Origin of the sequence: Promicromonospora sp. AC04 (genome assembly GCF_003058225.1) — a bacterium.
GTDB lineage: Bacteria > Actinomycetota > Actinomycetes > Actinomycetales > Cellulomonadaceae > Promicromonospora.
In genome coordinates, this window is record NZ_QBUG01000006.1 from 323,380 (window position 1) to 349,358 (window position 25,979).

General features: G+C 73.1%; 18 protein-coding genes. 4 read left to right on the forward strand and 14 right to left on the reverse strand.

Annotated elements, in window-relative coordinates; genetic code table 11:
- Positions 1-5: 5 nt before the first annotated feature.
- The gene (locus C8K30_RS17825; RefSeq protein WP_108494226.1) at positions 6-464 is read left to right on the forward strand and encodes a hypothetical protein; all 459 of its coding nucleotides are present in this window, start codon (positions 6-8) and stop codon (positions 462-464) included.
- Positions 465-495: 31 nt separating this feature from the next.
- On the opposite strand, the gene C8K30_RS17830 is transcribed toward C8K30_RS17825, so the two are convergent.
- A complete protein-coding gene (locus C8K30_RS17830) occupies positions 496-1,110 on the reverse strand; it encodes a DinB family protein (protein ID WP_108494227.1) in 615 nt (204 codons plus the stop codon).
- Complete coding sequence (locus tag C8K30_RS17835) at positions 1,107-2,024, reverse strand: bifunctional 2-polyprenyl-6-hydroxyphenol methylase/3-demethylubiquinol 3-O-methyltransferase UbiG (RefSeq protein ID WP_108494228.1); 918 nt, start codon at positions 2,022-2,024, stop codon at positions 1,107-1,109. Before C8K30_RS17835 ends, C8K30_RS17830 begins: the two co-directional genes overlap by 4 nt.
- A 140-nt stretch (positions 2,025-2,164) precedes the next feature.
- Here C8K30_RS17835 and C8K30_RS31000 point away from each other — a divergent pair, with 140 nt between their 5' ends.
- Entirely contained in the window at positions 2,165-3,142 is a 978-nt protein-coding gene (locus C8K30_RS31000; protein WP_108494229.1) for a hypothetical protein, read from the forward strand.
- Between the two features lie 16 nt (positions 3,143-3,158).
- Here C8K30_RS31000 and C8K30_RS17845 read toward each other — a convergent pair whose 3' ends face one another.
- The gene (locus C8K30_RS17845) at positions 3,159-4,064 is read right to left on the reverse strand and encodes a DMT family transporter (protein ID WP_108494230.1); all 906 of its coding nucleotides are present in this window, start codon (positions 4,062-4,064) and stop codon (positions 3,159-3,161) included.
- Positions 4,065-4,599: 535 nt separating this feature from the next.
- Between C8K30_RS17845 and C8K30_RS30390 the strand changes: the two genes are divergently transcribed.
- The gene (locus tag C8K30_RS30390) at positions 4,600-6,747 is read left to right on the forward strand and encodes an HNH endonuclease signature motif containing protein (protein WP_158281042.1); all 2,148 of its coding nucleotides are present in this window, start codon (positions 4,600-4,602) and stop codon (positions 6,745-6,747) included.
- A gap of 63 nt (positions 6,748-6,810) precedes the next feature.
- On the opposite strand, the gene C8K30_RS17865 is transcribed toward C8K30_RS30390, so the two are convergent.
- On the reverse strand, positions 6,811-7,491 hold the full coding sequence (locus C8K30_RS17865) for a pyridoxamine 5'-phosphate oxidase family protein (protein ID WP_108494233.1): 681 nt from the start codon (positions 7,489-7,491) through the stop codon (positions 6,811-6,813).
- A gap of 147 nt (positions 7,492-7,638) precedes the next feature.
- Between C8K30_RS17865 and C8K30_RS17870 the strand changes: the two genes are divergently transcribed.
- Positions 7,639-9,000 (forward strand): PLP-dependent aminotransferase family protein, encoded by a 1,362-nt coding sequence (locus C8K30_RS17870; RefSeq protein WP_108494234.1) that lies wholly within the window; start codon positions 7,639-7,641, stop codon positions 8,998-9,000.
- Between the two features lie 85 nt (positions 9,001-9,085).
- On the opposite strand, the gene C8K30_RS17875 is transcribed toward C8K30_RS17870, so the two are convergent.
- The 10 genes from C8K30_RS17875 to efeU all read right to left on the reverse strand — a co-directional run bounded on the left by C8K30_RS17875 (position 9,086) and on the right by efeU (position 25,827).
- Positions 9,086-10,957, reverse strand: a complete 1,872-nt coding sequence (locus C8K30_RS17875) for an ABC transporter ATP-binding protein (protein WP_108494235.1) — start codon at positions 10,955-10,957, stop codon at positions 9,086-9,088.
- Positions 10,954-12,915 carry an ABC transporter ATP-binding protein gene (locus C8K30_RS17880; RefSeq protein ID WP_233257250.1) on the reverse strand — a complete coding sequence of 654 codons (1,962 nt, stop codon included), beginning with the start codon at positions 12,913-12,915 and terminating at the stop codon, positions 10,954-10,956. The genes C8K30_RS17875 and C8K30_RS17880 overlap by 4 nt, the downstream gene beginning before the upstream one ends.
- Positions 12,916-13,016: 101 nt before the next feature.
- Complete coding sequence (gene ddaH / locus C8K30_RS17885) at positions 13,017-13,865, reverse strand: dimethylargininase (RefSeq protein ID WP_108494236.1); 849 nt, start codon at positions 13,863-13,865, stop codon at positions 13,017-13,019.
- A gap of 9 nt (positions 13,866-13,874) precedes the next feature.
- A complete protein-coding gene (locus tag C8K30_RS17890; protein WP_158281043.1) occupies positions 13,875-16,598 on the reverse strand; it encodes a GNAT family N-acetyltransferase in 2,724 nt (907 codons plus the stop codon).
- A gap of 35 nt (positions 16,599-16,633) precedes the next feature.
- Positions 16,634-19,075 (reverse strand): GNAT family N-acetyltransferase, encoded by a 2,442-nt coding sequence (locus C8K30_RS17895; RefSeq protein ID WP_233257251.1) that lies wholly within the window; start codon positions 19,073-19,075, stop codon positions 16,634-16,636.
- Positions 19,076-19,098: 23 nt separating this feature from the next.
- Positions 19,099-20,559 carry a lysine N(6)-hydroxylase/L-ornithine N(5)-oxygenase family protein gene (locus C8K30_RS17900; protein WP_108494239.1) on the reverse strand — a complete coding sequence of 487 codons (1,461 nt, stop codon included), beginning with the start codon at positions 20,557-20,559 and terminating at the stop codon, positions 19,099-19,101.
- Entirely contained in the window at positions 20,556-22,121 is a 1,566-nt protein-coding gene (locus tag C8K30_RS17905) for a pyridoxal-dependent decarboxylase (protein ID WP_233257252.1), read from the reverse strand. The genes C8K30_RS17900 and C8K30_RS17905 overlap by 4 nt, the downstream gene beginning before the upstream one ends.
- 170 nt (positions 22,122-22,291) lie before the next feature.
- Positions 22,292-23,677 (reverse strand): iron uptake transporter deferrochelatase/peroxidase subunit, encoded by a 1,386-nt coding sequence (gene efeB, locus C8K30_RS17910; RefSeq protein ID WP_108494241.1) that lies wholly within the window; start codon positions 23,675-23,677, stop codon positions 22,292-22,294.
- 9 nt (positions 23,678-23,686) lie between these two features.
- A complete protein-coding gene (gene efeO, locus C8K30_RS17915) occupies positions 23,687-24,916 on the reverse strand; it encodes an iron uptake system protein EfeO (protein WP_108494242.1) in 1,230 nt (409 codons plus the stop codon).
- A complete protein-coding gene (gene efeU, locus C8K30_RS17920) occupies positions 24,913-25,827 on the reverse strand; it encodes an iron uptake transporter permease EfeU (protein ID WP_108494243.1) in 915 nt (304 codons plus the stop codon). The genes efeO and efeU overlap by 4 nt, the downstream gene beginning before the upstream one ends.
- Between the last annotated feature and the right edge of the window lie 152 nt (positions 25,828-25,979).

The window sequence follows — 25,979 nt, forward strand, 5'->3', positions numbered from 1 at the left end:
GCCTGATGCTTCTCCTGTCCACGTTCTTCTACTCCGCGGGCGCCGCCGTCGCGGCATTCATGGCCCTCGAGGCGTACCTGGCGGTCGCCGCCACCAACGACGCCTACCCGAGCGTCGTCCTGGCCGCGGTCGCCGCCGCAGGCCAGATCACCGGCAAGCTGCTCTGGTACTGGGCCGGCGCCGGGACCACCCGTCTGCCGTGGCTGCGCCGCAAGCTGGAGTCGCCCAAGGTCGCCGCCTCGATGACGCGCTGGCGCGACCGCACCGACGGCCGCCCGGTCTACACCGGCCTGGTGCTGCTCGCCTCCGCGTTTGCCGGGATCCCGCCGTTCATGGTGATGTCCGTGGTCGCGGGCGTGCTGCGCGTGCGGATGTGGCTGTTCCTGAGCACCGGCCTGGTCGGCCGGTTCTTCCGGTTCTGGATAGTGCTCGAGGCCGCCGACTACGCGTGGTTCCTGCTCTGAGCCGGTCGGCTTGGCGTCATCGCCCTCGGGCTCAGAGGTCGGTCGCGCCGTCCAACGCCTCCCGCAGCAGGTCGGCGTGCCCCGCGTGCCGGCTGTACTCCTCCACCATGTGCACCAGGAGCCAGCGCAGCGTGATGCTCCCGCCGTGCCCGCCGGACCGCGCCAGGGGCTGGTCCAGGGCGCCGGCGCCCGGCGCCTGGTCGACGGCCCGCCCGAGGAACTCGTCGAGGATCCGCTCGGAGGCCGCGACAGCGCCGTCGAACAGGGCGGTGAGCTGCTCCGGCGTGTCCGCCAGGGCGCTGTTCCAGTCCCAGTCCCGGTCTGCCGCCCAGTCCACCGTGTCCCACGGCGGGGCGGGCTCGTTGCCGGCGAGCCGCACGTTGAACCAGATGTCCTCGACGTACGCGAGATGCTTGAGCATCCCGGCGAGCGTCATGGTCGACGGCGGGTGCGGAGTTCGCAGCTGCTCGACCGTCAGGCCCGCGCACTGACGCCGGATCGTGGCGCGGTAGAAGTCGATGAACGACCGCAGCATCGTCACCTCGTCCGCGGCGAGCGGCGGGTCGGTCCTGGGTACGGCGTCGGCCGCGGGGCCGGGCGCCTGGCTGGGCACGGGGCTGGACGCCTGGCCGGGTACGGAGCTCATGGCGCGACAGTACCGATCGCCACGACGTGCTGGCTCATGTCCGGCACGCCCGGTGTCGTGGACAGCGCGCGGGCGAGCGTGAGCGCGGCGTCGATCAGCGCGGGTGCTTCCGGGGCGTCGAGCGCGATCCGCTCCAGCGCCGCGCCGGCCGGCCCCTCGATGCCGTGCACGACGACGTCGGACAGGCCGGCCTCCGCCGCCTCCGCGCCGAGCTCCGCGGCGTCGTGGAAGTGCGCGGCCGGGAACCTGATGTCCGTAGGGGGCAGACCGAGCTGGAGGATCGGCTGCCAGGTGGACGGCTCGAACAGCTCGTAGCCACCGCCGACCAGTGCCGCGAGCCGGGTGATCCCCGCGGCGGCCACCGTGCCGCCCGGACGCGTCACGCGTGCGGCCTCCCGCAGGGCGCGCAGGCGGTCGTCGCGGGTCGCGAGGTGGTAGAGCGGGCCCAGGAGCAGCACGGCGTCGAACTCGTCGTCGCCCAGGTCCAGCCCTACCGCGGACAGGTCCCGGGCATCCCCGACGCGCGCCTCGAAGGTGCCGTGCTCCGCCGCGCGCGCCACCTGACCGGCGACCGGGTCCACCAGCAGGACGTCGTAGCCGTCCGCTGCCAGCGGCGCCGCGTGCACGCCGGTGGCGCCGCCGACGTCGAGCACCCGGGCGCCGGGCGCGAGCCGCTGCCGGATCAGCTCTTGGGTCCTGATGTGCTCCAGCGGGCCCTGCGCCGAGCGGGACGTGAGGCGGGCGTGCTCGTCCCAGCCGCTCCGGCCCGAGTAGTACTCCTGGACTCGCGCGTCGAGCGCGCTCTGGCCCGCTCGGTGCGGCCCGTCGCTCTCGTGCTGGCCGGTCCCGCTCCCGGTGACCCGCCCGCCGCCCTGCTGGTCGCTCTGCCCGCCGCCCTGCCCACTGCTCTCCATGGCGCGACCGTAACGACGTCCGGCACCTGGACGCCAAGTGTTTCCGGCAGGAAAACACTTGGGCATTTCACCCGAGCCGAATCGTTACATGTCCAGTACGCCTCTTTTGCTCGGAGTGTGACCGTGGCAACATTCGCAAGGTGCACCTGATCCGAGAATTCGCACCTGACGCCTACGAGTTCGCGCTGTCGTCCTGGTCGTGGATCGGGACCGGTGACAAGACCCCGCGCTTCGCCTCCTGCTTCGGCGACATGTTCCTCGAGTCTCTCGACGGGTGGTGGTTCCTCGACACGGTCGAGGGCACGCTGGAGCGCCGCTGGAACTCCATGGACGCCATGTTCGCCGACCTGCAGGGCGACGACGGACGCGCCGAGTACCTCCTGGAGGAGACGCTCAACACGGCGCTGGGACAAGGCCTCCGACTCGGCGACGACGAGGTCTTCGCGTTCCTCCCGCCGCCCGCGGTGACCGGCACCATGTCCGTGGACTCGCTCGCGCCGCTGCGCTTCGCCATCGCCGCGAACCTCGCCGGGCGCATCCACGGCGAGCTCAACGGCGTGCAGCCCGACGCCGGCGCGTCCGCCCTGTTCGCCGCGCAGAAGTTCGCTGCCGAGAACCAGGCGGCCCAGAACGCTGCCGCTTCGTCCTTCGACTCGCCCAACCCGCAGGCAGACCCGTGGGAACCGACCGCGCAGCAGGTGCCTACCGGCGCCTACCCGTCGTACCAGCCGGTCCCCGAGACCGGGTACGAGACGGCGTACGCGGCCGGTTCCGAGCTGGACTACGCGGCCGGCCAGCAGAGCTACGGCACCGGTTCCTACGCCGCCGCACCCGTGGCGCACCCGACCCCAGCCGCCTACGCGCCGGCCGCCGCCTACGCGCCACCTGCTGCCGCGCCCGTGGGGGCGCACGCCGCCGCTCCGGCCGCGGCCGGGCACGTCCCGCAGGGCGCCTCCCGCGGGTACGACTACGAGGACAACTCCCACACCGTCGACTCGGGCCAGTTCAGCCAGTACATCGCGGACCAGTACAACACCGGCCAGGTGGCCGCCGTCGAATACCTGCCCGCCCCGGCACAGCCGAAGCCGCGCCAGGACGGGCGCTGGTCGTACGCCTGACAGCGGTTCGGGAGCCCTACTCGTCCAGTCCCGCCACCGCTGCCAGGATCAGCACCGAGCCGACGATCCCCGCGGGCCCCAGCCGCTCCCCCAGCACGACTGCCGCGGCGACCGCCGCCGTCACCGGCTCCAGGAGGGTCGCAACCACCGCCGCACCGCTGCGTGTGGTCCGCAGCCCCGCGTAGAACAGCCCGTACGCGAGGGCCATCGTGAACACCCCGAGGTAGGCGAGCGTGCCGAGCGTCGTGGGGTCGCCCGTGACGAACGGTCCTCCGCCGGCCAGGGCCACCGGAACGAGGCCGACGGCGCCCGCCGTCGTCGCCACGGTCGTCAGGGCGAGCGGGTCCACGCCCGGCGACGCGAGCAAGGTGCCACCTAGCGTCGTGGTCGCCGCGTAGACGGATCCGGAGGCGACTGCCAGCAACAGCCCGAGCACCGGCCGGGCACCGACGGTGCCGGTCCCCGACGCCGCGTTCACCAGCACGAGGCCGGACAGCGCGGCGGTCACGACAAGTGCCAGGCGAAGGGTGCTGCGGGGACGGACCGCCGTCCGCCGTCGGGCACGGACGAGGTCCACACCCGCGAGGAGGACCGGCGCCAGGCCCAGGCTGACGACCGTGGCGACGGTGACCCCCGCGGTCGCCACGGACCCGAAGTAGAGCGCCTGGTAGGCGCCCGTCCCCAGCCCGACGACGGCGGCGCGCGCCGGGTGAGCCCGCACCAGCGCCACGAGCTGCGGCCCGCGCCGCAGGACGAGCGAGGCCGCGACCAGCGCGACGGCGGCGATGAGCATGCGGTACGCGCTGACCGTGAGGACGGACATCGACGAGTGGTCGCGGAGAATTTCAAGGGCGAGGCCGCCGGTGCCCCAGAGGACTCCGGCGAGGCATACGAAGAGCAGGCCGATTCGAGTGGATGACATGTGTGCTCCTGGCCGGTTCCAGCAGGTTCCGGCCTGATCCGAGGGACTTCCGAGGACAGGATTCGTCGCGGAGCACGCCTGGTCGCCGGCCCGCTCGGGCCGGTCGTTGTGCCGCTCCGGTCAGACGACCGGGGGCGGCAGGACGGAGCAGATCGGAGTCACGAACGGGATGCTAGCAGCGGTGGTTCGTGTGTCGGTGGGGAGTCTCGGCCGGGGTGTCGGTGGGTCCGGCTAGGGTCAGCGGCGCAGGGTCCTTCGGGCCGACGGCGCAGGGCGAGCCGTGGGTCCGTGAGCGGCCGGCGGCGTTCGGCGATGACCAGGACCATGGCATACCGGGCCAGCGGAGTTATCCACATCTTCGGATCTGAGGATGCGGCCGCACTGAATCGAACATATATTCGATGCCTAGATGGATATTGAACGGCTCGACCGGTGAATGGGGGCAGGCATGGACGGAGACATTGGCGCGAGCACGGGCCGGGTTACAGCCGTGGAAACCTCCCTGGCGCATGCCCTCACCGCCAGAGAATCTGTAGTGCGATCTGCCAGGGCGTCGGCCGCGCTCCTGCCGCCGGCGTTGAGCTCGCCTTCTTTGAACTGGGGTGTGCTGCCGCCCGGTCAGGAGGGTGTCCTGCGCGGGGCCAGCGTCACGTGGACTGGTCACGAGTCCGTTGCCGATCCGGCTGCTGATCCTGCTGTCGGCACCGTTGCCGCCTCCACCGACGTCGCCGTCCCCACCGTCGCCGTCCCCACCGTCGCCGTCCCCACCGTCGCCGTCCCCACCGCTGACATCTCGACCACCTTCGCGATCCCTGCCGCTGGCAGGTCCGGTGCTGTGGCCGACGCCGCAGGTGTAGCCGACCCGGGTGACCGGGCGGACGAGCCGACCGACCTGGGCAAGCTTGGTGGGTTGCCGGTGGGTGCGGGCTTGGTGGATGCGTTGGCCCGCGTCGAGGTCGCGGACTCCGACGATGCCGGGCTGGTCGATGTGGCGGCGCGGTGGCAGGAAGTCATCTCCTGGGCCACCGCGATGCAGTCGCGTGCAGTGGGTGAGATCGCGCGCCGCCGGGCGTGGACCGAGGAGCACAACGCCGCAGCGGCGGAGATCAGTGCCCGGCTGCGTATCCCGCAGGGCGAGGCGAACAAGCACATGGCCCGCGGCGCAGGCCTGGCCGAGCACCCCCAGGTCATGGACGCCCTGCACGACGCAGTCATCGACACCGCGAAGGCCGACATCCTGCTCCGCTCGGGCAACCCCCTCACGACCGAGGAACGCGACCAGGCCATCACTCTCTACCTGCCCCAGGCGCCCGACCACACCCGCCGGTGGCTACGCGAGAAGATGAACGAGTTCGCCACTGGCCTCAAGGGCACCATCGAGACGACGAAGCATGCGATGACACGTCGCGCGGTGTTCCTCGACCCGGCCGACAACTCCATGGCCTGGCTCAGCGCGAACCTGCCCGCCACCGATGCCGCAGCGGTCTGGGACGCGATCGAGCAGGCCGCGCACACCCTGCGCCGCACCCCGGGCGCCACCCGGACCCTGGCCCAGGCCCGCGCCGACGCCCTGGTCGCGATCACGACCGGCCGCATCATCGTCCCGCCACACCCCGAATGCACACCGACACCGACCACCGACACGAGCACCGGCACCGGCACCGGCACCGGTACGAGCGCTGGCACGAGCACCAGCACCAGCACGAGCACCGACACCGACACCAGCACCAGCACCAGCACCAGCACCAGCACCAGCGAGAATGCCACCGGTCCGAGCAGCGGCGAGGATGCCACCGGCACGAGCACCGGCACGGATGCCACCGGCACGAGCACCAGCGAGGATGCCGCCGGCCCGAGCGGCGGCGGTGAGCCGGACACGCCTGCCCTGCCGCGCACCACCATGGCCACGACCGGCTGCACATGTGGTGGTTGCCTCTGCGGCGGCACGACCATCCGCATCATCCCGGTCAAACCCCACATCCGGATCACCGTCCCGGCCACCATGCTCCTCGGACTGGACAACACCCCCGGCCACCTGGACGGCCACGGCCCGATCCCGGCCGACCTGACCGCACGCATCGCGACCGACGCGACCTGGCAACGACTGGTCACCGACCCGGTCACCGGAATCCTGACCGACTACTCCACCACCACCTACCAACCCGGCAAAGTCCTGCGCCAAGCAGTCACCCACCGCGATCAGACCTGCTGCTTTCCCCAGTGCGACCGGCCCGCCCGCTGGGCCGACCTGGACCACATCCACCCCTACGACCACGACCTCGACCCGACCACGCTCCCGCCCGACACCCCGGGGCAGACCCGCGCCACCAACCTGCAACCGCTGTGCCGGGCACACCACCTGGCCAAGACCCACCACGGCTGGAACCCCGAACGCGACCCCGACACCGGCATCACGACCTGGACCGCACCCACCGGTCACCGCTACACCCGACCACCCACCACCACCGGACCCACGACCGGGCACGTCAGCAACGACACCACCAGCCTCACCGACGACACCCGAGCCCGCCTCGGACAACCACCACTCGGCAACCGGCCCACCGCCAACCAGCCCACCGCCAACCAGCCCACCGCCAACCAGCCGACCGCCGAACAACGGAGCAGCCAACAACCGACCAGCGAACAACAACCGCGACCCTTCCCCGACAATCCGCCCTTCTGAGGGGGCAGCCCGCCGCCCTCGACGTGTCCGTCCACGCCCACGCATTGGCGCCCGATCCGCGCGTCACCCCCTCCCGAGCTCCGCCACACGTCGCAGCACGGCTTCGGGCACGGGCTCGGACACGTAGTCCTCGGTGACCGGCACCGACGCGACCCGACGCACCGGCACGATCCCGGCCCACCCGGTGAGGTCGAGGTCGCCCGGCTCGAGCGTGGCGCCTCCGTCGCGCTGCTTCATCGAGGCCTCGGCCAGCGGCAGCGCGATCACGACGGTCGCCGCGAGCTCCTTGCGCGTCGCGGGCCTCAGCATCACAGTGCGGCCCGGCACCATGTGGTCCACGATCAGGTCGAGCGCTCGGCGCCGTTCCTCCAGATCGGTCACTCGCCGCGGTCGCCCGATCACGACCGCCGACCGGTAGTTCATCGAGTGGTGAAAGCCCGTCCGTGCGAGGACCAGACCGTCCAGCTCGGTCACCGTCACGCACACGTCCTGTTCGAGCGCCGGCGCGAGCCACCCCGCGGCGACCGATCCGTGCAGGTAGAGCGAGCCGCCGTCGTCCGGCCCGGACGCATCGACGCCGAACGCGGTGGGCAGGACCACCGGGTGCGCGCCGGCCAGGACGCCGAGGTGCGCCACAAGTGCGTCGGACAGCAACGCCATGAGCCGACGCCGGTCGTCGACCTGGCGGTTCCGGCCGCGGGTCGGGGTTGTGCGGGGGGTCGGTGAGAGCTGCTGCGTCGTCATACCGCTAGCCTCACCCAGGAGTGGCTCAGAGACACGGGCCAGTTCGCCGCCACCTGAACAGGCCACTTGACCGACCACCTCGCTCTCCTACCAACCAGTGACTCAACCGAGCCGACCAGCCGAACAACCCACCCCGGAGACAGAACCATGCTCCCCGTCCACCTCGACCGCGCCCGCGCCGAGCCGCTCCCCGCCCAGCTCGCGGCCGCCGTCCGCGCGCTCGTGACCGACGGCACGCTCATCACCGGCGACCGGCTGCCCTCGAGCCGCGCGCTGGCGGCCGACCTGGGTGTGGCGCGCGCCGTCGTCGAGCAGGCCTACGACCAGCTGCTGGCCGAGGCCTGGGTGCAGACGCGGCGCGGGTCCGGCACGTTCGTGGCGTCGGGCGAGACGCTCCCCACGCAGCCCCCGCCGCCCCGGCCCGCGACACGAGCGCCGCAGTACACCCACCTGGACGCGGGCACGCCCTGGATCGATCCGCGTCACCTCGCGGGCTGGCGTCGGGCGTGGCGTGAGGTCTCCACGACCAGACCGCCACGGGGCTACCCCGACCCGAGCGGGCTCCCCGAGCTGCGCGAGGCGCTCGCCGAGCGGCTTGCCCGCACCCGCGGCCTCACCGTGGGGCCGGACGAGATCCTGCTGACCGCCGGCACCACGGACGGCCTGCGCCAGCTCCTGGGCGTGCTCGGCCGCGGGGACGTCCTCGTCGAGGACCCCGGGTACCGCGCCGCGGTGGAGACGATCCGGCTGTCGGGGCGCGGCGTCGTCGACCATCCGGCGCTCGCGCCCGTCATGGACCTGACCGGCTGCGCCGCCGCCTACGTCACGCCCGCCCACCAGCACCCGCTGGGCAGGGTCATGCCCGCGGCGGACCGGCTCGCGCTGCTGGCCGCCGCCCGTGCCGCGGGCGCCGTCGTGGTCGAGGACGACTACGACTCCGAGTTCCGGTACGACGTCGCCCCCGTGCCCGCCCTCGCGGCCCTCGACAGGTCGCGCGTGGCGTACCTCGGGACCGCGTCGAAGTCGGTCAGCCCGAGCCTGCGGCTCGGCTGGCTCGTCGCGCCCCCGGAGATCCACGAGGGTCTTGTCCGACGCCGCACGATCACCCACGACACACCACCCTGGCCCAGCCAGCGCGCCCTGCTGACCCTGCTGCGCGACGGCTGGGTCGACAAGGTGGTGCGCACCGCCCGGCGCGTCTACGCCGATCGTGCGCCCCGGGTCGCAGCCGCGCTGGGGTCGCACGCAGAGCTGGCCGGTCCGCTGGCCGGGATGTACTCGACCTGGCTCACGGACCCGGCCGCGGCCGCTGCCGCACGGACGGCCGCGCGCGCCGCGGGTTTCGACGTCCGGCTCCTGGCGGAGTACTGCCGCGGCGCGAGCCTGACCGGCCTGGTGCTGGGCTTCGGCGGCGTGACCGACGCCGAGCTCGACCGCGCGCTGGCGGCGATCGCGGGCGGCCTGCGTGCGCAGGGCACGCAGCACCGCTCGCGCAGGCGAGAGGGCTAGGCCGGTCGAGACGACCAGGCCGGTCAGACAGTCGGACCAGCCCCAACGTCCCGCGCCGATCACCGACGCGCGACCGCTGAGACCGTCAGACCAGCGAGTCCTGCCAGGCCTCGTGCAGCCGGGCGTACCGGCCGTCGCCGGCGATCAGCTCGGCCGGCGTGCCGTCCTCGACGATCCGCCCGTGCTCCATGACGAGCACCCGGTCGGCGATCGCGACGGTGGACAGTCGGTGGGCGATGATGATCGCCGTCCGGTCGGCGAGCAGGGTCTGCAGCCCGCGCTGCACGAGCCGCTCGCCGGGCATGTCGAGGGACGACGTCGCCTCGTCGAGCACCAGCACCGCCGGGTCCGCGAGGAACGCCCGGGCGAACGACAGCAGCTGCCGCTGCCCGGCCGACACGCGCCCGCCGCGCTTGTTCACGTCGGTGTCGTAGCCGTCGGGCATGTCGAGCACGAACTCGTGCGCGCCCACCGCTCGGGCCGCCGCCTCGATCTCCGCCTGGGTGGCGCCCGGGCGGCCGAGCGCGATGTTCTCGCGCACGGACCCGCTGAACAGGTACGCCTCCTGCGTGACCATGACGACGGCACGCCGCAGGTCGGGCGACGCCAGGTCACGCACGTCGATGCCGTCCAGGCGCACCGCGCCCGCGGACGCGTCGTAGAACCGCGTCACGAGCTTGGCTACCGTCGACTTCCCGGCGCCGGTGGTGCCCACCACGGCCACGGTCTGGCCTGCGGGGATCGTGAGGTCCAGGTCGGGCAGCACCACCGGGCCGTCGCCGTACTGGAACCGCACGTGGTCCAGCCTGAGGTCGCCCAGGGCCCGGCCCTCCGTCAGCGGCAGCGGCGTCGGGCTGGCGGGCTCCGTCACGGTGGGCTCCTCCGAGAGCAGGCCCGACACCTTCTCCAGCGCCGCCGTCGCGGACTGGAACGAGTTGTAGAACATGCCCAGCTGCTGCACGGGCTGGAAGAACCGCTTGCAGTACAGCAGCACGGCAGCCAGCACACCCACCGCGAGCGTCCCGTCCAGCACGCGCCAGCCGCCGACCGCCAGGGCCGCCACTACCGTCATGTTGCCGATCAGGATGAGGCCCGGCTGGAACCGGCCGTTGACGCCGAAGATCTGCAGGTTGGCGTCGCGGTAGTCCTCGCCGAGCTTGCGGTAGTCGGCCTCGGTGGTGGGCTCGCGGCGGAACGCCTGCACGGCGCGCATGCCGGTCATGGTCTCGACGAACTTCACGATGAGCCGGGCCGACGCCGTGCGCTGCTCCCGGTAGAACCGCTGCGACATGCGCTGGAACCAGCGGGTGAGCAGCCACGCGGGGATGAACGCCACGGCGAGCACCAGGCCGGACCGCCAGTCGAGCAGCAGCAGGCCCACGAACGTGAAGACCATGAGCAGCAGCGAGGAGACGACGCCGGTCAGGCCGCCGTCGAGCAGCTCGCGCAGCGCCTCCAGGTCGGAGGTCTGCCGGGAGATGATGCGGCCCGACGTGTACGACTCGTGGAACTCCAGCGACAGCCGCTGGGTCTGGCGGAACACGCGGCGGCGCAGGTCCAGCAGCACGGCCTGCGCGATGCGGGCGGCGGCCCGCACGTAGGCGCCTGCTGCGACGCCGCCCAGCACGGCCGCGACGAGGTAGCCCGCGCCCGTGAGGACGAGCGGTGTGACCGACCCGTCCTGGAGGGCCGGCACCGCCTGGTCGATAGCGACGGCGACGAGCCACGGCCCGGCCACCTGGCCGAGCGTGGACGCGACGACGAGCACGGCGGCCCAGGCCAGGGCCCGCTTGTGGGGGCGCAGCAGGTCCCCCAGCAGCTGCATGGACCGGCGCCGCACGCTGCGCGACGCGTCCTTGCCGAGGCGCGTCTCGTCGTCCGCGGCGGCGTCGGTGGGCCGACGGCGGTCGGCCGGCTCGGTGGTGGGCCCGGAAGTGGGCTCAGTGGTTGCCGTCATGACAGCGCCTCCTGGCTCTGCTGGCTCTTCGGATCGGAGCTCTGCGAATCGGGACTCTGCGCATCGGGACTCTGCGCATCGGCGTCCTGGTCGGCGCAGTCATGGTCGTGCGCCTCGTAGTCCTCCTCGAGGCTCGAGATGATGTACCGGTAGTGCGGGTCGCTCGCGAGCAGTTCGTGGTGCGTCCCGACGGCGGTGATCCGGCCGCCCTGGAGCACCGCCACCCTGTCGGCGAGCGCGACCGTCGAGGGCCGGTGGGCGATGATCAGGCTGGTCGTGGCCACGAGCACCTCCCGCAGGCGGGCCGTGACGGCCTCCTCGGTGGTGACGTCGAGCGCGGACAGCGGGTCGTCGAGCACGAGCACGCGCGGCCGGGCCGCGATGGCCCGGGCCAGGGCGAGGCGCTGTCGCTGCCCGCCGGACAGCGACAGGCCCTCCTCCCCGATGCGGGTGTCGACGCCGTCGGGCAGGTCGGCCACGAAGTGCGCCTGGGCGACCTCAAGGGCCTGCGTCATGAGCGCCTCGCGCTCGGCCGCCGGCACGGTGTCGGAGACGCCGAGGAGCACGTTGTCCCGCACCGACGCGGAGAACAGAGTCGGGTCCTCGAACGCGACCGCCACCCGCTCGCGCACCTGGGCGCGCGTCATGTCGCGCACGTCGACGCCGTCCACCTCGACGACGCCCGCGGTGACGTCGAAGAGCCGCGGCGGGAGCATCGCGAGGGTCGACTTGCCGGAGCCCGTCAGGCCGACCAGGGCCGTGGTGGTGCCGGGCGGCAGCTCCAGGTCGACCTGGTCGAGCACGGGGCGCGCGGCGTCGTCGTACCGGAAGGTGACGTTGCGGAAGGCGACGTGCCCGCCGGACGCCCCGCCCGGCTGACCGTCCCGCCCGTGGCCGACGGCGGGAAGGCCGGCCGGCCGCGCCGGGTCGGTCAGCGGGTTGACGGTCTCGATGACCTCGAAGAACCGGTCGACGGCGGTGCGTGCGTTCAGCGTCATCGACAGGGTCATGCCGAGGTCGACGACGGGGCCGTTGATGACCGCCGTCGTGGTGAAGAACGCGACCAGGGCGCCGAGCGTCATGTCGCCCTGGGCCACCAGGTAGGTGCCCACCACGAGCGCCACGCCGTTCGTGACCTCCGGGATGACGCGCAGCGCGGTGGTCAGCCCGGCGTCGGTGGTGGCCTTGCGGATCTCGGTCTCGCGCAGCTCGGACGCCTGGTCGGTGAACGAGTCCAGGGCGTCCGGGCCGCGACCGAACGCCTTGAGCACGCGGATGCCGTGCACCGACTCCTCGACCGTGGTGGCGAGGTCGCCCGACTGGTCCTGCGAGAGCCGCGAGATCTTCCGGTACTTGCGGGAGAACCGGAAGGCCAGGATGGTCACCGGGATCGCGCCGCACAGGAAGATGATGCCGAGCCAACCGCCCGTGACCACGAGCATGCCGACACCCACGACGATGGTCACGAAGCTGACCACGAGCTGCAGGATGCCGAACACGAGCCAGCGGCGCAGCAGGCCGAGGTCGCCCATGATGCGGCTGAGCAGCTGCCCGCCGGGCCACCGGTCGTGGAACGCGATCGGCAGGTCCTGCAGGTGGCGGAACAGCGCCATGCGCATCACGGCCTCGACGCGCGTGCCGGGGAACATGACGAGGGTGCGGCGCAGCAGGATCAGGCCCGCCTCACCCGCGCCGAGCAGCGCCACGAGGACGACGGACCAGATCAGGCCGGACCAGTCGTGCTCGCGGGCGCCTGCGGTGAGCGGGCCGTCGGTGACCCACTGCAGGACCCGTGGGATGGCGAGCGCCATGAGGCTGGCGCCGAGCGAGGCGACCAGGCCGCCGATCAGGCGCGGCAGGGCGCTGCGGACGTAGGGGTAGAGGCGGCGGATCGAGGCGAATGTGCTGCGCTCAGAGGAAGGGTCGGATCGATTCGAGCGTTCGTCTGTGGGAGGCATCGCCTCCATTGTCTCGCGGGGCGCAAGTTGTTAGTTTGGGTAAGCACCCTTCTTTGACCGTGACCTGGGCCACACCCGGCCCGGCCCAGCATGGCCCGGCGTCAGCGCACCCGCACGGACAGGCAGGTCACGCAGCCCTCGAGCTTCTCGAACTCGGTGACGGGCGTGGTGAGCACGGTGAGCCCGCGGCCGCGGAGCAGCTCGGCGGTGGCCGGCGCGGCGTCGGACAGCAGCACGGTGGCGTCGTCCAGCACGACGACGGCGGTGCCCTCCGCCTCGGGGACCGGCAGGAATGCCTCGAAGCGGGTCACGTCGTCGACGAGCGGCTCGTACCCGATCACCGTGCCGTCGGGCAGGGCGGTGACGGCGGACTTCAGGTGCAGCGCCCTGGTGACGGGCACCTCGACGACGTGCCAGCCGCGCGGTTCGAGCAGCGCCCGGAGCTGGGCCGCGCCCTCGGCGTTGGTGCGCGCCGTGCGGCCCACGTAGACGGTGCGTCCGACCTTGAGGATGTCACCGCCCTCCAGGGTGCCGGGGTCGACGATCCCCGCGATCTCGCGCCCGGTCGCCTCGGCCGCGGGCCGCATCGACTCCACCTCGCCGCGCCGGGACAGGGCGCCGGGCCGGGTCAGGACGGCGAGACCGACGGACCCGTTGTCCGTACGGCGGTCGGCGGGGCCGTCGAACACGACCACCGTGTCCTCGACGAACACCCCGTCGGGGTGGCCGTCGGCCGCCGGCAGCTCGCGCACGTCCCAGCCGAGGCCGCGGAACACGTCCACGTACGCGCCCCACTGCCGGGCGGCCAGGCCAGCGTCGACGGGGACCCGCTCGAGGTGCGTCAGCTCGCCGTCGGCCAGGCGGGGCGACGGCGGGCGGACGAGCAGGGTGCGGTGCGCCGGCCCGGTGGGCGACGAAGCGGTCGATGATGCGGTGGGTGCGGAGGCCATGATCCGACGCTATCCGACGCCCGTGCCGGCGAACGCCCGCTTCCGGGTCAGGTACGCCATACGGGCCTCCTTGGGCCCCTGGGGCGACTCGTACGAGACGAGCTCGCCGGCGGTGAAGCCCATGGCGACCATGCGGCTCAGGGCCTTCTCGTTGTGCGCGTCCGGCTCACCGACGAGGCGGCGGGTGCCGGGCCCGGCGAACAGGAAGGCGGCCATGGCGGGCCCGAGCACGGTCCACGGGTCGGCGGGCGCCCCGTGCCGCGCGGTGGGCCCGCGGTTCCCGAGGAAGAAGTGGATCCCCAGGTCGCCGGGCCGGACGTCGTAGGCGGTGCCGACCGGGTCGTGCTCGGGGTGGTAGGCCTGCAGGAGCACGACCGGCTCGTCGTCCCACCGGACCAGGTACGCGTGGTGGGTCTCCAGGGAGTCGACGAACGCGTAGGTGTCCCGCACCTCGTCCCGGGTGTGCTCGCCCATCCCCCAGAACGCGGCGCGCGGCTGGGTGAACCACCCGTGCAGGAGGTCGGCGTCGGCGTCGGGGTCCAGCACGTGCACGGTGACGACGCCGTGCGCGCCGAAGCTCCCCCGCCAGACCTCCTCGCCGCGGGCGCCGTTGAGCAGGCGCCCGCTCGTGTCCACGGCGTGCAGGCGGTCCCAGTCGGTGACGACGGCGGTGGTGCGGGCGTCGGCCCAGGTGGCGTGCTGGTCGTCGAAGTGGGGGCTGCCCGGCCGGCCGTCGGCGCCGAAGGGGACGCCCCACCGGCTGTTGGCGCGGTCCGACAGGTCCCAGACGTACCGTGCCACGGACCCGCGGTAGGCCGTCGGCGCGACCCCGGGCGACCCGCCCGTGCAGCGCACGGTCTCGTTGTTTCCCGAGACCGGAGCGGGGGTCACGCCGGGCGCGAGGTCCGCCGGGCTCGGGTTCCGCATCAACGCCGGGAGCGGGAGCGGCAGCAGCGGGGCCGGGACGTGCAGGTCTCCCCAGGTCCGCTCGCCCTGCCCATTGCCCTGCCCATTGCCCTGCCCATTGCCCTGCCCATTGCCCTGCCCGGCGGCGGCACGCCCCACCTCCGCCAGCGCCGCGCTCGCCTCCGCCGCGGCGTCGATGCGCGAGCGCCGCCCGTCCGGTCCGTCGACGACGAGCCAGTCCGCGGCCAGGATCCGCGCGAGCCCGGCCCCGACCGCCGTCGGGACGTCGAAGACCGACGCGAGCGTCGGGGCGAGCGCGGGGTCCTGCCCGTGCGGCTCGTGCAGCGCGGCGAACACCGGGTGGGCCGCGAGGCGGTGCGCCAGCGCGTGGCGCCAGCGCATGTACATGGCGGCGTCGGTCGAGGCGGCCTCCACGTGGGCGCCGTCGGCGACCCAGGCGCGCAGCCGGGCGGCGGCCTCGGAGGCGTCGCCCGCCAGGTGCGCGACCAGGCCGGCCGCGCCCAGGTCGCGGGTGTCGCCGTGGATCCGGGCCTGGGTCTCGGGCGACTCCGGGACCGTCCCCGCTGCGAGGAGCTGCCGGATGCGCTCCGCGCGGTACGGCACGTAGGACCAGCCCAGGTCGTGCGCCTCGCGGCCCGGGCGGACGTCGCGCGGTCCCGTACCCGGCCGGCCGTCCACCTCGGCGGGCGGCTGGTTCCTGGGCCGCTCGTTCGCGTCGACGGCGACCTGGGTCACCGGCGTCGGCGCCGGGAGGTCGACGAAGCCCTCAGCGGGCTTCGCGGCCGGCAGCGCGCGGTCCGGCGTGCCGGCGAGCACGGCGGGCACCTTGCCCGCGGTCAGGCTGAGGACGTCGCCGGCGCTGTCGGCGGTGAGCACCCGGTTCACCGGGTCGACCCACCGGCCGAACGCTCCCGCGACGTCACGCGCGGTGCGGGCGTGCAGCAGCGCGCGCCAGGCGCCGACGCCGACGTCGGACAGCTCGCGGGCCGGCCAGTTCAGCCGCCAGCCGGCCCCGTCGTCCGACACGACCTCCACGTGGTGCGCCGCCGCGTTGGTGATGCCCCAGGCCACGGAACCGCCGTCGGGGCCGACCGCATGCCCGAAGTGCGGGATGCCGGGCACGCCCGGGAAGGCGAAACCCAGCACGTCGTACGGGGCGGCCGGGTCGGTGCACGCCAGCCGGACCTGCTGGTACGGGCCCGGGAGCTCCAGGGTGCGGTGGGGGTCCCCCGCGACCAGCGGGCTGCCCGACGCCGTGAACCGCCCGTGCACCGCCCACGCGTTCGAGCCGGAGCTCGACCCCGCGTCGGACGTGAACAGGCGCAGCACCCGGTCGAGCGGCACCCCCGGGACGTGCAGGTGCCGCGCGACGTGCGACCGCCACAGGACGCTCGGGAAGCTGTTGAACAGGATGTGGCTCGCGAGGAACACACCGATCGGCGTCCAGGGCCGCCAGGGCCGGAACGGCACCCCGGCCAGCTCCGGCACGTCCCGGCCGCCGGCCAGCAGGCCCGCGCTGACGCCGTCCGCGTAGGCGGCGAGCCACGCCCGCTCCGGCTCGGCCAGGGCGTCGTGGATGCGCCGGGCCGTGCCGGCCAGCCGCTCCCGGGCCACGAACCGGTCCCAGGCCTCCCCCGCCTCGCCGGCGAGCTCGGCGTACCGCTCCTCGGCCCGCATCCGGTCCGCCTCGATCTGCAGCCCGCGGTCCTGGGCGGTCACCCAGCCCTGGCCGTAGGCCAGAGCCGTCTCGGTGGCGGCCCGCACGTGCGGGATGCCCAGGTCGTCACGAAACAGGTCGAAGTCCACGTTCCCTATCATCTCTCCGGGGTCATCTCTCTGGGCTATCTCTCTCTGCGCCGGGCGGGGTTGGCGAGAGTTCCCGCGTAGATCAGCGACCCGGACTGGTTGGTGAGGTCCACCATCTGCAGCGTGTTGCGCAGCTGGAGGCGGTTGAGGCACGAGTGCGCGAAGCGCGCGGCCCGCAGGTCGACGCCGGTCTCGAGGCCAGGGTGCTCGGCGGCGTGCCGGTCGATGGTCTCCGCGACCAGGGCCCAGAACCGATCCTCCCCCAGCACCCCGTCCTCGGCGAGGATGCCGGACAGGTGCCGCAGCACGCCGTCGAACACGTCGGTGAAGATCGCGAGCGCCTTCTCGTCGTCGTCGACGGGGTGCAGGATGCGCGCGACGCCGTCGGGCAGGGTGCGTTCGCCGAGCACGGCGACCTCCTCGCCGATGTCCTTCATGATGGCGCGCCGCACGACGCCGTCGCGCAGCACCAGCATGAGGTTCTCGCCGTGCGGCATGAACGCCAGCTCGTAGGTCAGGAGGCAGTGCACCAGGGGGTAGAGGTAGGCGTCGAGGTAGGCGCGCAGCCACTGCTCCGGCGTGATGCCGGACTCGCGAACCAGGGCGGTCGCGAACGCGGCGCCGCTCGCGTCGCGGTGCAGCAGGCTCGCCATGGTCACCAGCCGCTCGCCGTCGTCCAGGCGCGGCAGCGGCGACTCGCGCCACAGCGCGGCGAGCATCTTGCGGTACGGGTTCGGCTGCGGGGTGCGGTGGTAGACGTCGCCCGTGTAGCCGACGGCGGCCACCTCGCGCAGGACGCCGAACCCCGACCTGCGCAGGGTCTCGTCGCTCGTGACCAGGTCGGCTACCCAGTCGTTGATGCGGGGTGTGGCGCGCATGTAGGCGGGTGAGAGCCCGCGCAGGAACCCCATGTTCTGGATCGCGAGCGCGACCTTGACGTAGTGCCGCTCGGGGCGGGTGCGGTTGAACATGGTGCGGATCGACTGCTGCGGCTGGTACTCGTCCGAGCCCGGCCCGAGCGGTACGAGGTCGCCGCGCGCGACATCGGCCGCGAACGTGACGGCCACGCGGTGCTCCCACTGCCACTGGTGCACGGGCAGGTAGAGGTAGTCGGCCGGGTCCAGGCCGCGGGTGGCGAGGCGCTCGGCGAAGGCGGTGCGCTCGGCGTCGGACAGCTCGGCGCCGTAGTGGCCGGCCTCGGTCTGGTCGGCGGCGAGCGCGAGGTCGGCGTGCTCGCGGCGGGCGGCGAGCCACAGCATGCGCATGCGCATCCCCCGCTCGGGCGCGTAGGCGCGGTAGTCGGGCAGAGAGAAGCCGATGCGGCCGTTGTTCGCGACGAAGCCCGGGTGCCCCTCGGACATGGCGGCCTCTACCTGCTGGAACGCGCCGGCGACGGCGTGCGGGCCGGACGCCGCCCGGGCCGCGTCGAGCAGCCCGCGCACGGACGGCGTGGCGCCGTCGAGCTCGCGCTCCCGCTTTGCGGCCGCGCTGGCCAGGGTGGCCGACAGCTCTTCGAGGTAGGTGGCAAGCATGTCGTCGGGCACCTGCAGCAGGGGCTGCAGCTCCGCGATCAGCTCCAGCGCGTCAACGGGCAGGACGACGGGGCCGCGCACCCCGGCGTCGGCCGTGCGGCGGATGGACGCGGGGTCGATCACCCAGTGCTCCAGCGCGTACCGGCGGGCCGTGAACCGGTAGGTGACGCCGTCCAGGGCGAGGTGGTAGCCGTCCGCCGGGGCGTCCGGGGACGTGCCTGGGACCGGGTCAGGCTCCGGCTGGAACAGCCGCTCGTGCGCGAACTCCGCGAGCGCCTTGGCGACCAGGTGCCGGTGGGCGTGCTCCATGTGCTCGGGGGTGAGGTGCGCGGCGAACGTCACGCCGTCCCCGAGGGCGGAGGCCGCGAAGTCGGCGCGGGTCGCGGCGCTCAGGGCGGCGCGCTTGGCGTGCGCGCCCCGGCCGAGGTCCACCTCGCGCAGCACGCGGAATCCGGCGGCGGCGTTCTTGGCGGCGATCTTCCGGTTGCGGACGTCCGGCTCGACGACGACGCGGGCGGCGCCCCGTCCGGCGCTCCATCCGACGCCGTGCTGCCGGTCGTCGGACAGGCAGAACCGCATGACGGCGGTCATGACGGCGTCGGTCAGGCCGTGCCGCGGCGTCGCGGGCGGGGCGACGAGCAGGTGCATGCCCAGGTCGCCGGGCTGCGCGTCGTAGACGCCCGCGAGCACTACGCGGGCCGGGTCGTAGGTCTCGGTCATGAAGACCGGCTCGCCGTCGAGGCGGCCGAGCCAGGCGTCCTCGTGCGGGCTGGCCGCGATGCCGGCGAGGTACTCGCGCACCTCGTCGACGTGCAGGTCGGCCATCTGCCAGTACGACGACGCCGGGTGCGCGAGCCAGCCCTGCACCAGGGCGGCGTCGCGTTCGGGATCCACGGGTTCGAGCGTGATCTCGCCGAGCCGGGTAGTGGTGGCAAACGTGTGCATAGTGGTCATTGTGGTCGGTGCGCTCACAGAGCGGCCTCCATCTTGGTGTCGCTCTGGTTGACGCTCGGGCCGGTGGCGGCCGGCTCCTGGGCCTGCCGGAGGGCGGCGCGCGGAGCGGGCTCTGCCGGTACCGGCGCCTCGCCGTCGGGCAGACCGAACTGCTGGAAGGCGATCCGGCGCTCGATCGGGTACGGCTCGCGGCCCGTGACGTCAGCGAGGATCACGGAGTTGCGCCAGGCCCCGAACCCGAGGTCGGGGGCCGTCACGCCGTGGGTGTGCTCCTCGCCGTTGACCACGTGGATGCGCCGGTCGTCGTCCACCGTGTAGTCGCGGGCGACGTCGTACCGGCCGCGCTCGTCTAGGTTGACCAGGCCGGGAGCCAGGAACTCGGGTACGGAGCCCGCGTAGCCCGTCGCGGCGACGATCGCACGGGTCCGGTGCTCCGCGATCGTGCCGAGCTGGGCGTGGCGGAGGGTCAGCACGTACTCGCCCGCGCCGTCCGCGCCGTCGGCGTCGAGCCGGGCGGCGACCACCTCCGTGTCGGTCAGGAGCGTGGTCGGGACCTCCCTGCCCAGGGCGGACTTGCGGTACAGGGTGTCGTAGATGTCGTCGACGAGGTCGCCGCTGATGCCCTTGTAGAGGTTGCGCTGCTCGCGTCCCAGGATGTCGCGCTGCTCCAGCGGCAGGGACACGTAGTGGTCGGTGTACTCGGGCGACGTCATCTCGAGCGTCAGCTTCGTGTACTCCATCGGGAAGAACCGCGGCGAGCGGGTCACCCAGTCCAGCCGGTGCTCCCCCGCCCCGGTGCCGCAGCCCTCCAGCAGGTCGCGGTAGACCTCGGCCGCGGACTGCCCGCTGCCGACCACCGTGACGGAGCCGGCCGCGGCGAGCTCCGCGCGGCGGGGCAGGTAGTCGCTCGTGTGCACCACGGGCCCCGCGCCCTCCAGGCCGGTCAGGTGGGCCGGCAGGCGCGGCCGGGTCCCGGTGCCCAGCACGAGGTGCTTGGCACAGTATTTCTCGATTCCCTCGGGCGTCTCGGCGGTGACCTCGAACAGGTACGCGCCGTCCGGCCCGGCACCGGGTCCGATGCCGGCCGGGTCGGCGATCCGCACGACGCTCGTCACTCGCCGCCCCCAGCGCAGCGCCGGGAGCTGTTCGGCCACCCAGCGGCAGTACTGGTCGTACTCGGCGCGCAGCGGGTAGAACGACTCGCGGATGTAGAACGGGTACAGCCGCCCCGTCGCCTTGAGCCAGGCCAGGAACGAGTACCGCGACGTCGGGTCGGCCATCGTGACCAGGTCGGCCAGGAACGGGACCTGGAGGGTGGTCCCCTCGATCAGCATCCCGGCGTGCCAGGAGAAGCCGTCGCGCTGGTCGAGGAAGACCGCGTCCACGTCGTCCAGGGGCTCCGCGAGCGCCGCGAGACCGAGGTCGAACGGGCCGATCCCGATGCCGAGCAGGTCGTAGGTCTGGTCAGTGGTCATCGGGTCTCTCCCTCGGCGCGGGCGAGCCGCGGGTGCACGTCGCGGCACGGCGGCTCCTCGGTGTCCGCGAGCGCCTCCCCCGCGAGCAGGCCGTGCGCGGCGGAGCGGACGAGCTCGAGCACGCCGCGGATGTCGGCGAGGGTGGCGTCGGGGTTGAGCAGCGTCAGCTTGAGGCAGGGCCGGCCGTCGATGACGGTCTTGGCGACCAGGGTGCGGCCCGAGTCGAACAGCACGCGGCGGACCTGCGGCACGAGGGCGTCCGCGCGCTCGGGGTCCAGCCCCTCGGGCTCGTAGCGGAACAGGACGGTGGACAGGTCGGTGGTCCCCACCAGCCGGAAGTCGCGGTCGGTCGCGAGGTCCTGGTGGACGGCGGCGGCCAGGTCGCAGACGGCGTCCACCATGGCGCCGACGCCGTCGGCCCCCAGCGCGCGCAGCGTGACCCACAGCTTGAGCGCGTCGAAACGGCGGGTGGTCTGCAGGGACTTGTCGACCTGGTTCGGCTCGGCGTTCTCCTGCGGGTTGAGGTAGTCGGCGTGCCAGGCCACGGGGGCGAGGTCGGGCCGCTCCCGGACGATCAGCGCGCTGGACGACACGGGCTGGAAGAACGACTTGTGGAAGTCCACGGTGACGCTGCGGGCCCGCTCGATGCCGCTCAGCAGGTGGCGGCGCGTGGTGCTCACCAGCAGGCCGCACCCGTAGGCGGCGTCGACGTGCAGCCAGGTGCCGACGGCGTCGCACAGGTCGGCGATCGGGCCGAGCGGGTCGATGCAGCCGCGGTCGGTGGTGCCGGCGGTCGCGACGACGGCGATCACCGTGTCGCCGGTGCGCTCGATGTCGACGAGGGTCTCCGCCAGGGCGTCCGGGCTCATCCGGCCGTCGGCGTCGGTGGGGACGGCGACCACTGCGTCGTCAGGCAGGCCGAGCAGCAGCGCGGACTTGGCGACGCTGAAGTGGCTCACGGCCGTGGCGAGGATCCGCATCGACTCCAGGCGGGCGCCGCCGCGCCGCGCCTTCTCGCGGGCCAGGAACAGGGCCTGGAAGTTGGACTGGGTGCCGCCGGAGGTGAAGACGCCGTCGGCGCCGTCGACCGCGAAGCCGATGCGGCCCGCCGTCCACTCGACCAGGCGGCGCTCCATGAGGGTCGCGACCGTCGACTGGTCGTAGGTGTCCACCGAGGTGTTGATCGCGGCCAGCATGGTCTCCGCGCCCACGGCGGGCAGCGCGACCGGGCAGTTCAGGTGCGCCGCGTAAGTGGGTTCGTGGAACCAGATCGCGTGCGTCGCATACAGGTCCGCCGTCTCGCGCAGCGCCTCCCGCGTGCCCGACGGCGGGCCGTCGAGGTCCACGGCGTCCACGAGGCTCTGCAGCTCGCCGCGGCTCGCGCCCGAGAACGGCTGGGTGACTGACGAGAGCCGGGCGGCGATGTCGTCGGCGACCGCGCGGACGGTGTCCGCATAGGTGCTCGCGGTGGCCCCGCGCAACAGCGCGGTCGTGTCGTGGCTCGCACCTTGCGACGGCGCGGTGGTCACTGGCTGCGTCACTGCGGGCAGACGTGAGGGCATGCGGAAGGCTCCTCGGGCAGGGAGAAAGGAACGCCGTCCGGACCGGACGGCGGAGCAGAACTTAGGTTTGCCTGACCTAACTTAATCGCTGGGTAGGCCCCGTCAAGCCACGGCGGCGATCAGGTGAGTGGCACCCGTCACTCCCGGCCCGCTCGAGGCTCGTCCCGGGCTCAGGCGAACAGCGACTGGCCGACCCAGCCGCCCGAGGCTGTGCCCGGCGGTACCGCGAACACGGCTGATCCGATGTGCCGGATGTACTCGTTGAGCGTGTCGGTGGCCAGGGACTTCTGCACGGTGACGAACCGGTCGGGGTCGCGCACGTAGGCGAGGAAGAACAGCCCGGCGTCCAGCCGGCCGAGCGGGTTGGTCCCGTCGACGTAGTTGTACCCGCGCCGCAGCATGCGCACTCCCCCGTTCGTGGTCGGGTGCGCGAGCCGCACGTGCGAGGCCACGTCGATCACGGGTGCGCCGTCCCGCTCCGCGGCGAGGTCGGGCTCGGTGAACTCACCCCCACCGGACAGCGGCGCGCCGTGCGCCTTGTCGCGCCCGATAGTGGTGCCCTGTTCGGTCAGCGATGTGCGATCCCACGTCTCCAGCAGCATCTCGATCTTGCGCGCCACGAGATAGGAGCCGCCCGCCAGCCAGGCGGGTCCGTCGGCGGCGTCCACCCACACGTGGTCGGCCAGGGCCGCGGCGTCGTCGGCCAGGATGTTGGCGGTGCCGTCCTTGAAGCCGAACAGGTTGCGCGGGGTGGCCTGGCCGCTCGTGGTGCGCGACGTCCGCCCGAAGCCCATCTGGGACCACCGCACCGCGGCGCGGCCGAACGCGATCCGGCTGAGGTTCCGGACGGCGTGCACCGCCACCTGGGGGTCGTCGGCGCACACCTGCATGCACAGGTCGCCGTGCGACCACTCGGCGCGCAGCCGGTCACCGACGAAGGGCGGCAGCGCCGTCAGGCCGGGCGGACGCCGGTCCGCGAGCCCGAACCGGTCGGTGCCGTCCTTCTCGAACAGCGTCGGGCCGAACCCGAACGTGATCGTCAGGTTGGACGCGCTCAGGCCGATCGCCTCGCCGGTGTCGTCCGGCGGGGCGTCGGGCAGCCCGCCCACCGCGCCCGACGCGGACACGTCCAGGCCCTGGGTCAGCCGCGACGCGGCGTAGGACCATTCCTGCAGGAGCGCGACCAGCTCCTCGCGGGTGGTCCGCTCGGACAGGTCGAACGCCACGAAGTGCAGGTGGTCCTGCACGGCGGTGGTGATCCCCGCCTGATGCTGCCCGAAGAACGGGTGCGGCACGGCCTCGGTACGTCCGACGGGCAACGGCCCCTGGCCGGCCGCGGTCAGCCGTCCGGCGGCCGCGCCCGCGAGCCCAGCGGCTCCGGCCGTGCCGAGCGCGAGGCCCAGCACGGCCCGGCGCGAGACCGCGCCCCGCGCCCCGGGAGGCGCGGCGTCCGGGGCCGCGGCGTCGCCGTCGGGCAGGGGGTCAGGGCCCTGGGCGGTGGGCAGGGGTCCTTCCTGGCCGGCCTGGCCAGGTTCGGGGGGCACGACGGCGGTCATGGCGCTCGCCTAGGCCAGGACGGTGCTCGTGAGCTGGGACAGCGGCTCGGCGAGCGTGTTGATGAGGTCTGCCAGGTCCTTCTTGTCCGCGTCGGTCAGGTCCGAGTAGGGGACGAAGCCGGACTCGAGGGAGCCGAAGTCGGCGAGGCGCTCCTCCAGGGCCGCGTAACCCTCGTCGATCTGCCCGGCGAGCTCCTCGCCCTCGGCGCCCTGCTTCACGGACAGGTCCCGGACCAGAGAGAACGCCATCTTGGAACCCTCGACGTTCGCGGCGAAGTCGTACAGGTCCGTACCGGACCACCAGTCCTCCTCGCCGGTGATCTTGCCTGTCGCGACCTCGTCGAGCAGGGCGATGGAGCCGTTGCTGATCCAGTCGACGCCCTGGTCGTCGAGGTAGGTGGTGAAGTCGTCGGAGTGGACGAAGTCGTACAGCTCGGTCACGTCGTCGACCAGGAGGCCGCCGAGCTCGGCGCGCTGCTCGGTCGTGGAAGGCGTCCAGTCCTTGTAGGCGTCCGTCTCGCCGTCCGAGTTCAGCGCGCCCTGCTCGGGCTGCCACAGGTCCTTCTCGATGCGGTGGAAGCCAGTCCAGTCCAGGCCCTCGGCGACGGCGTCGACCTCGCGGTAGTCGATCCGCGGGTCGAGGTCGCCGAGCGCCTCGGCGACGGGCTCGATGCGCTCGTAGTAGGCGCGGACCTGCGGGAACGCCTCCTTGGCCGCCTCGTCCTCGCCCTCCGCGTACTGGGCAGCGAACTCCTCGGTGGCGGGCAGCAGCTGGGCGACCTGCTCCTTGACGAACGCGGCATACAGGTCGACGGCCTGCTGCTTGAGCTCCGCGTCGGGCCCGGCGAGCTCCACGCGCTCACCCGTCACGGTGAACGCGGCGTGACCGACGCCCTCGCCGACCATGCCCGGCTTGCAGACGGTCGAGTAGGTCCCGGGCTGAGCGGTGACGGTCAGGGTGCGGGACGCGCCAGGGGCGATGTTCTCGACCTCGCCGACGATCTGCAGGCCGTCGGCGGCCAGGAGGTAGAACTCGGTGACCTGGTCGCCGGTGTTGCTCACGTCGAACGCGAGCGTCCCGCTGGCCGCCTCTCCCGCGCTCACGTCGCACGCCGACGCGCTGGAGGTGACGGTGATGGCGCCGTCGGCCGCCGGCTCGTTGGGGACGCACGCGGTGAGGCCGACCACGACGGCAATGCTCCCGCCAAGGCCGAGGACCGCACGGTAAGGGCTGGTCATGATGCTCCTTCGACGGCCGGTGCCTGCGCCCGCGCCGGATTGGGCCGCGCGAAGGCGCGGCGGACGAACAGGGTGCCGACGACGGCGATGTAGGCGGCCCACACGATGACCTCGATCCAGGTCATGTCCGGGGAGAACCCGACAGTGCCCTTGAGCAGGACGCCGAGCACGCCGTTCGGGGCGATCACGTCGGAGAGCTGGAAGGCCCAGCCGAACGGGAAGGCCGCGAGGCCCGCGGCGACCGCGCCGGTGGCGGGGTCGATCGGAGCTGCCGCGGTGAAGGGTCCCGGAACGAGCCCGGCCTCCTGCAGGTCGTGGAAGCCGTAGGCCAGAACGCCGGCCGCGACCAGGACGAGCGCGGCGCCGGTCCACCGGAAGAACACGGCGAGGTTGATCCGCACCATGCCGCGGTAGATCAGCCAGCCGAGCCCGACCGCACAGAGCAGTCCGGCCAGGGCGCCGACTACGGCCTCCGGTCCCGCACCGAACGAGCGGACCGTGGACCACAGGAAGAGCGTGGTCTCGATGCCCTCCCGCCCGACGGACAGGAAGCCGACGCCCACCAGGCCCCAGGCCGACCGCCGCACCGCGCGATCCACACCGGCCTGCAGCTCGTGGCTCAGGCCACGCGCCGCGCCGAGCATCCAGAACACCATCCAGGTGACCAGGGCGACGGTGACGATCGAGAGGATTCCCCCGATCGCCTCCTGCGCCTGAAAGCTCAGCCCGTAGGCGCCGAACGTGAGGACCGCGCCCAGGACGAGAGAGCCGCCGGCGGCGATGGCGACGCCCAGCCACAGGCGTGGCAGAACCTCGGCACGATCGGTGCGGCGCAGATAGGCAACGAGGATGCCGACGACGAGCGCGGCCTCCAGGCCCTCGCGCAGGCCGATGAGGAACGTGGCAACCACGGCTGTCCTTCCGGGGAACAGGCATCGGGCGGCCGGAGTGGTCGTACCTGAGGCATGCCTAACCTAACCCGCAGAAGATAATGCCCGACCCCGTCGTCTGACAAGCGGCGGATGCCAGGACGTGGCTCTCGTCACGTTTGCCCCACCCTAGA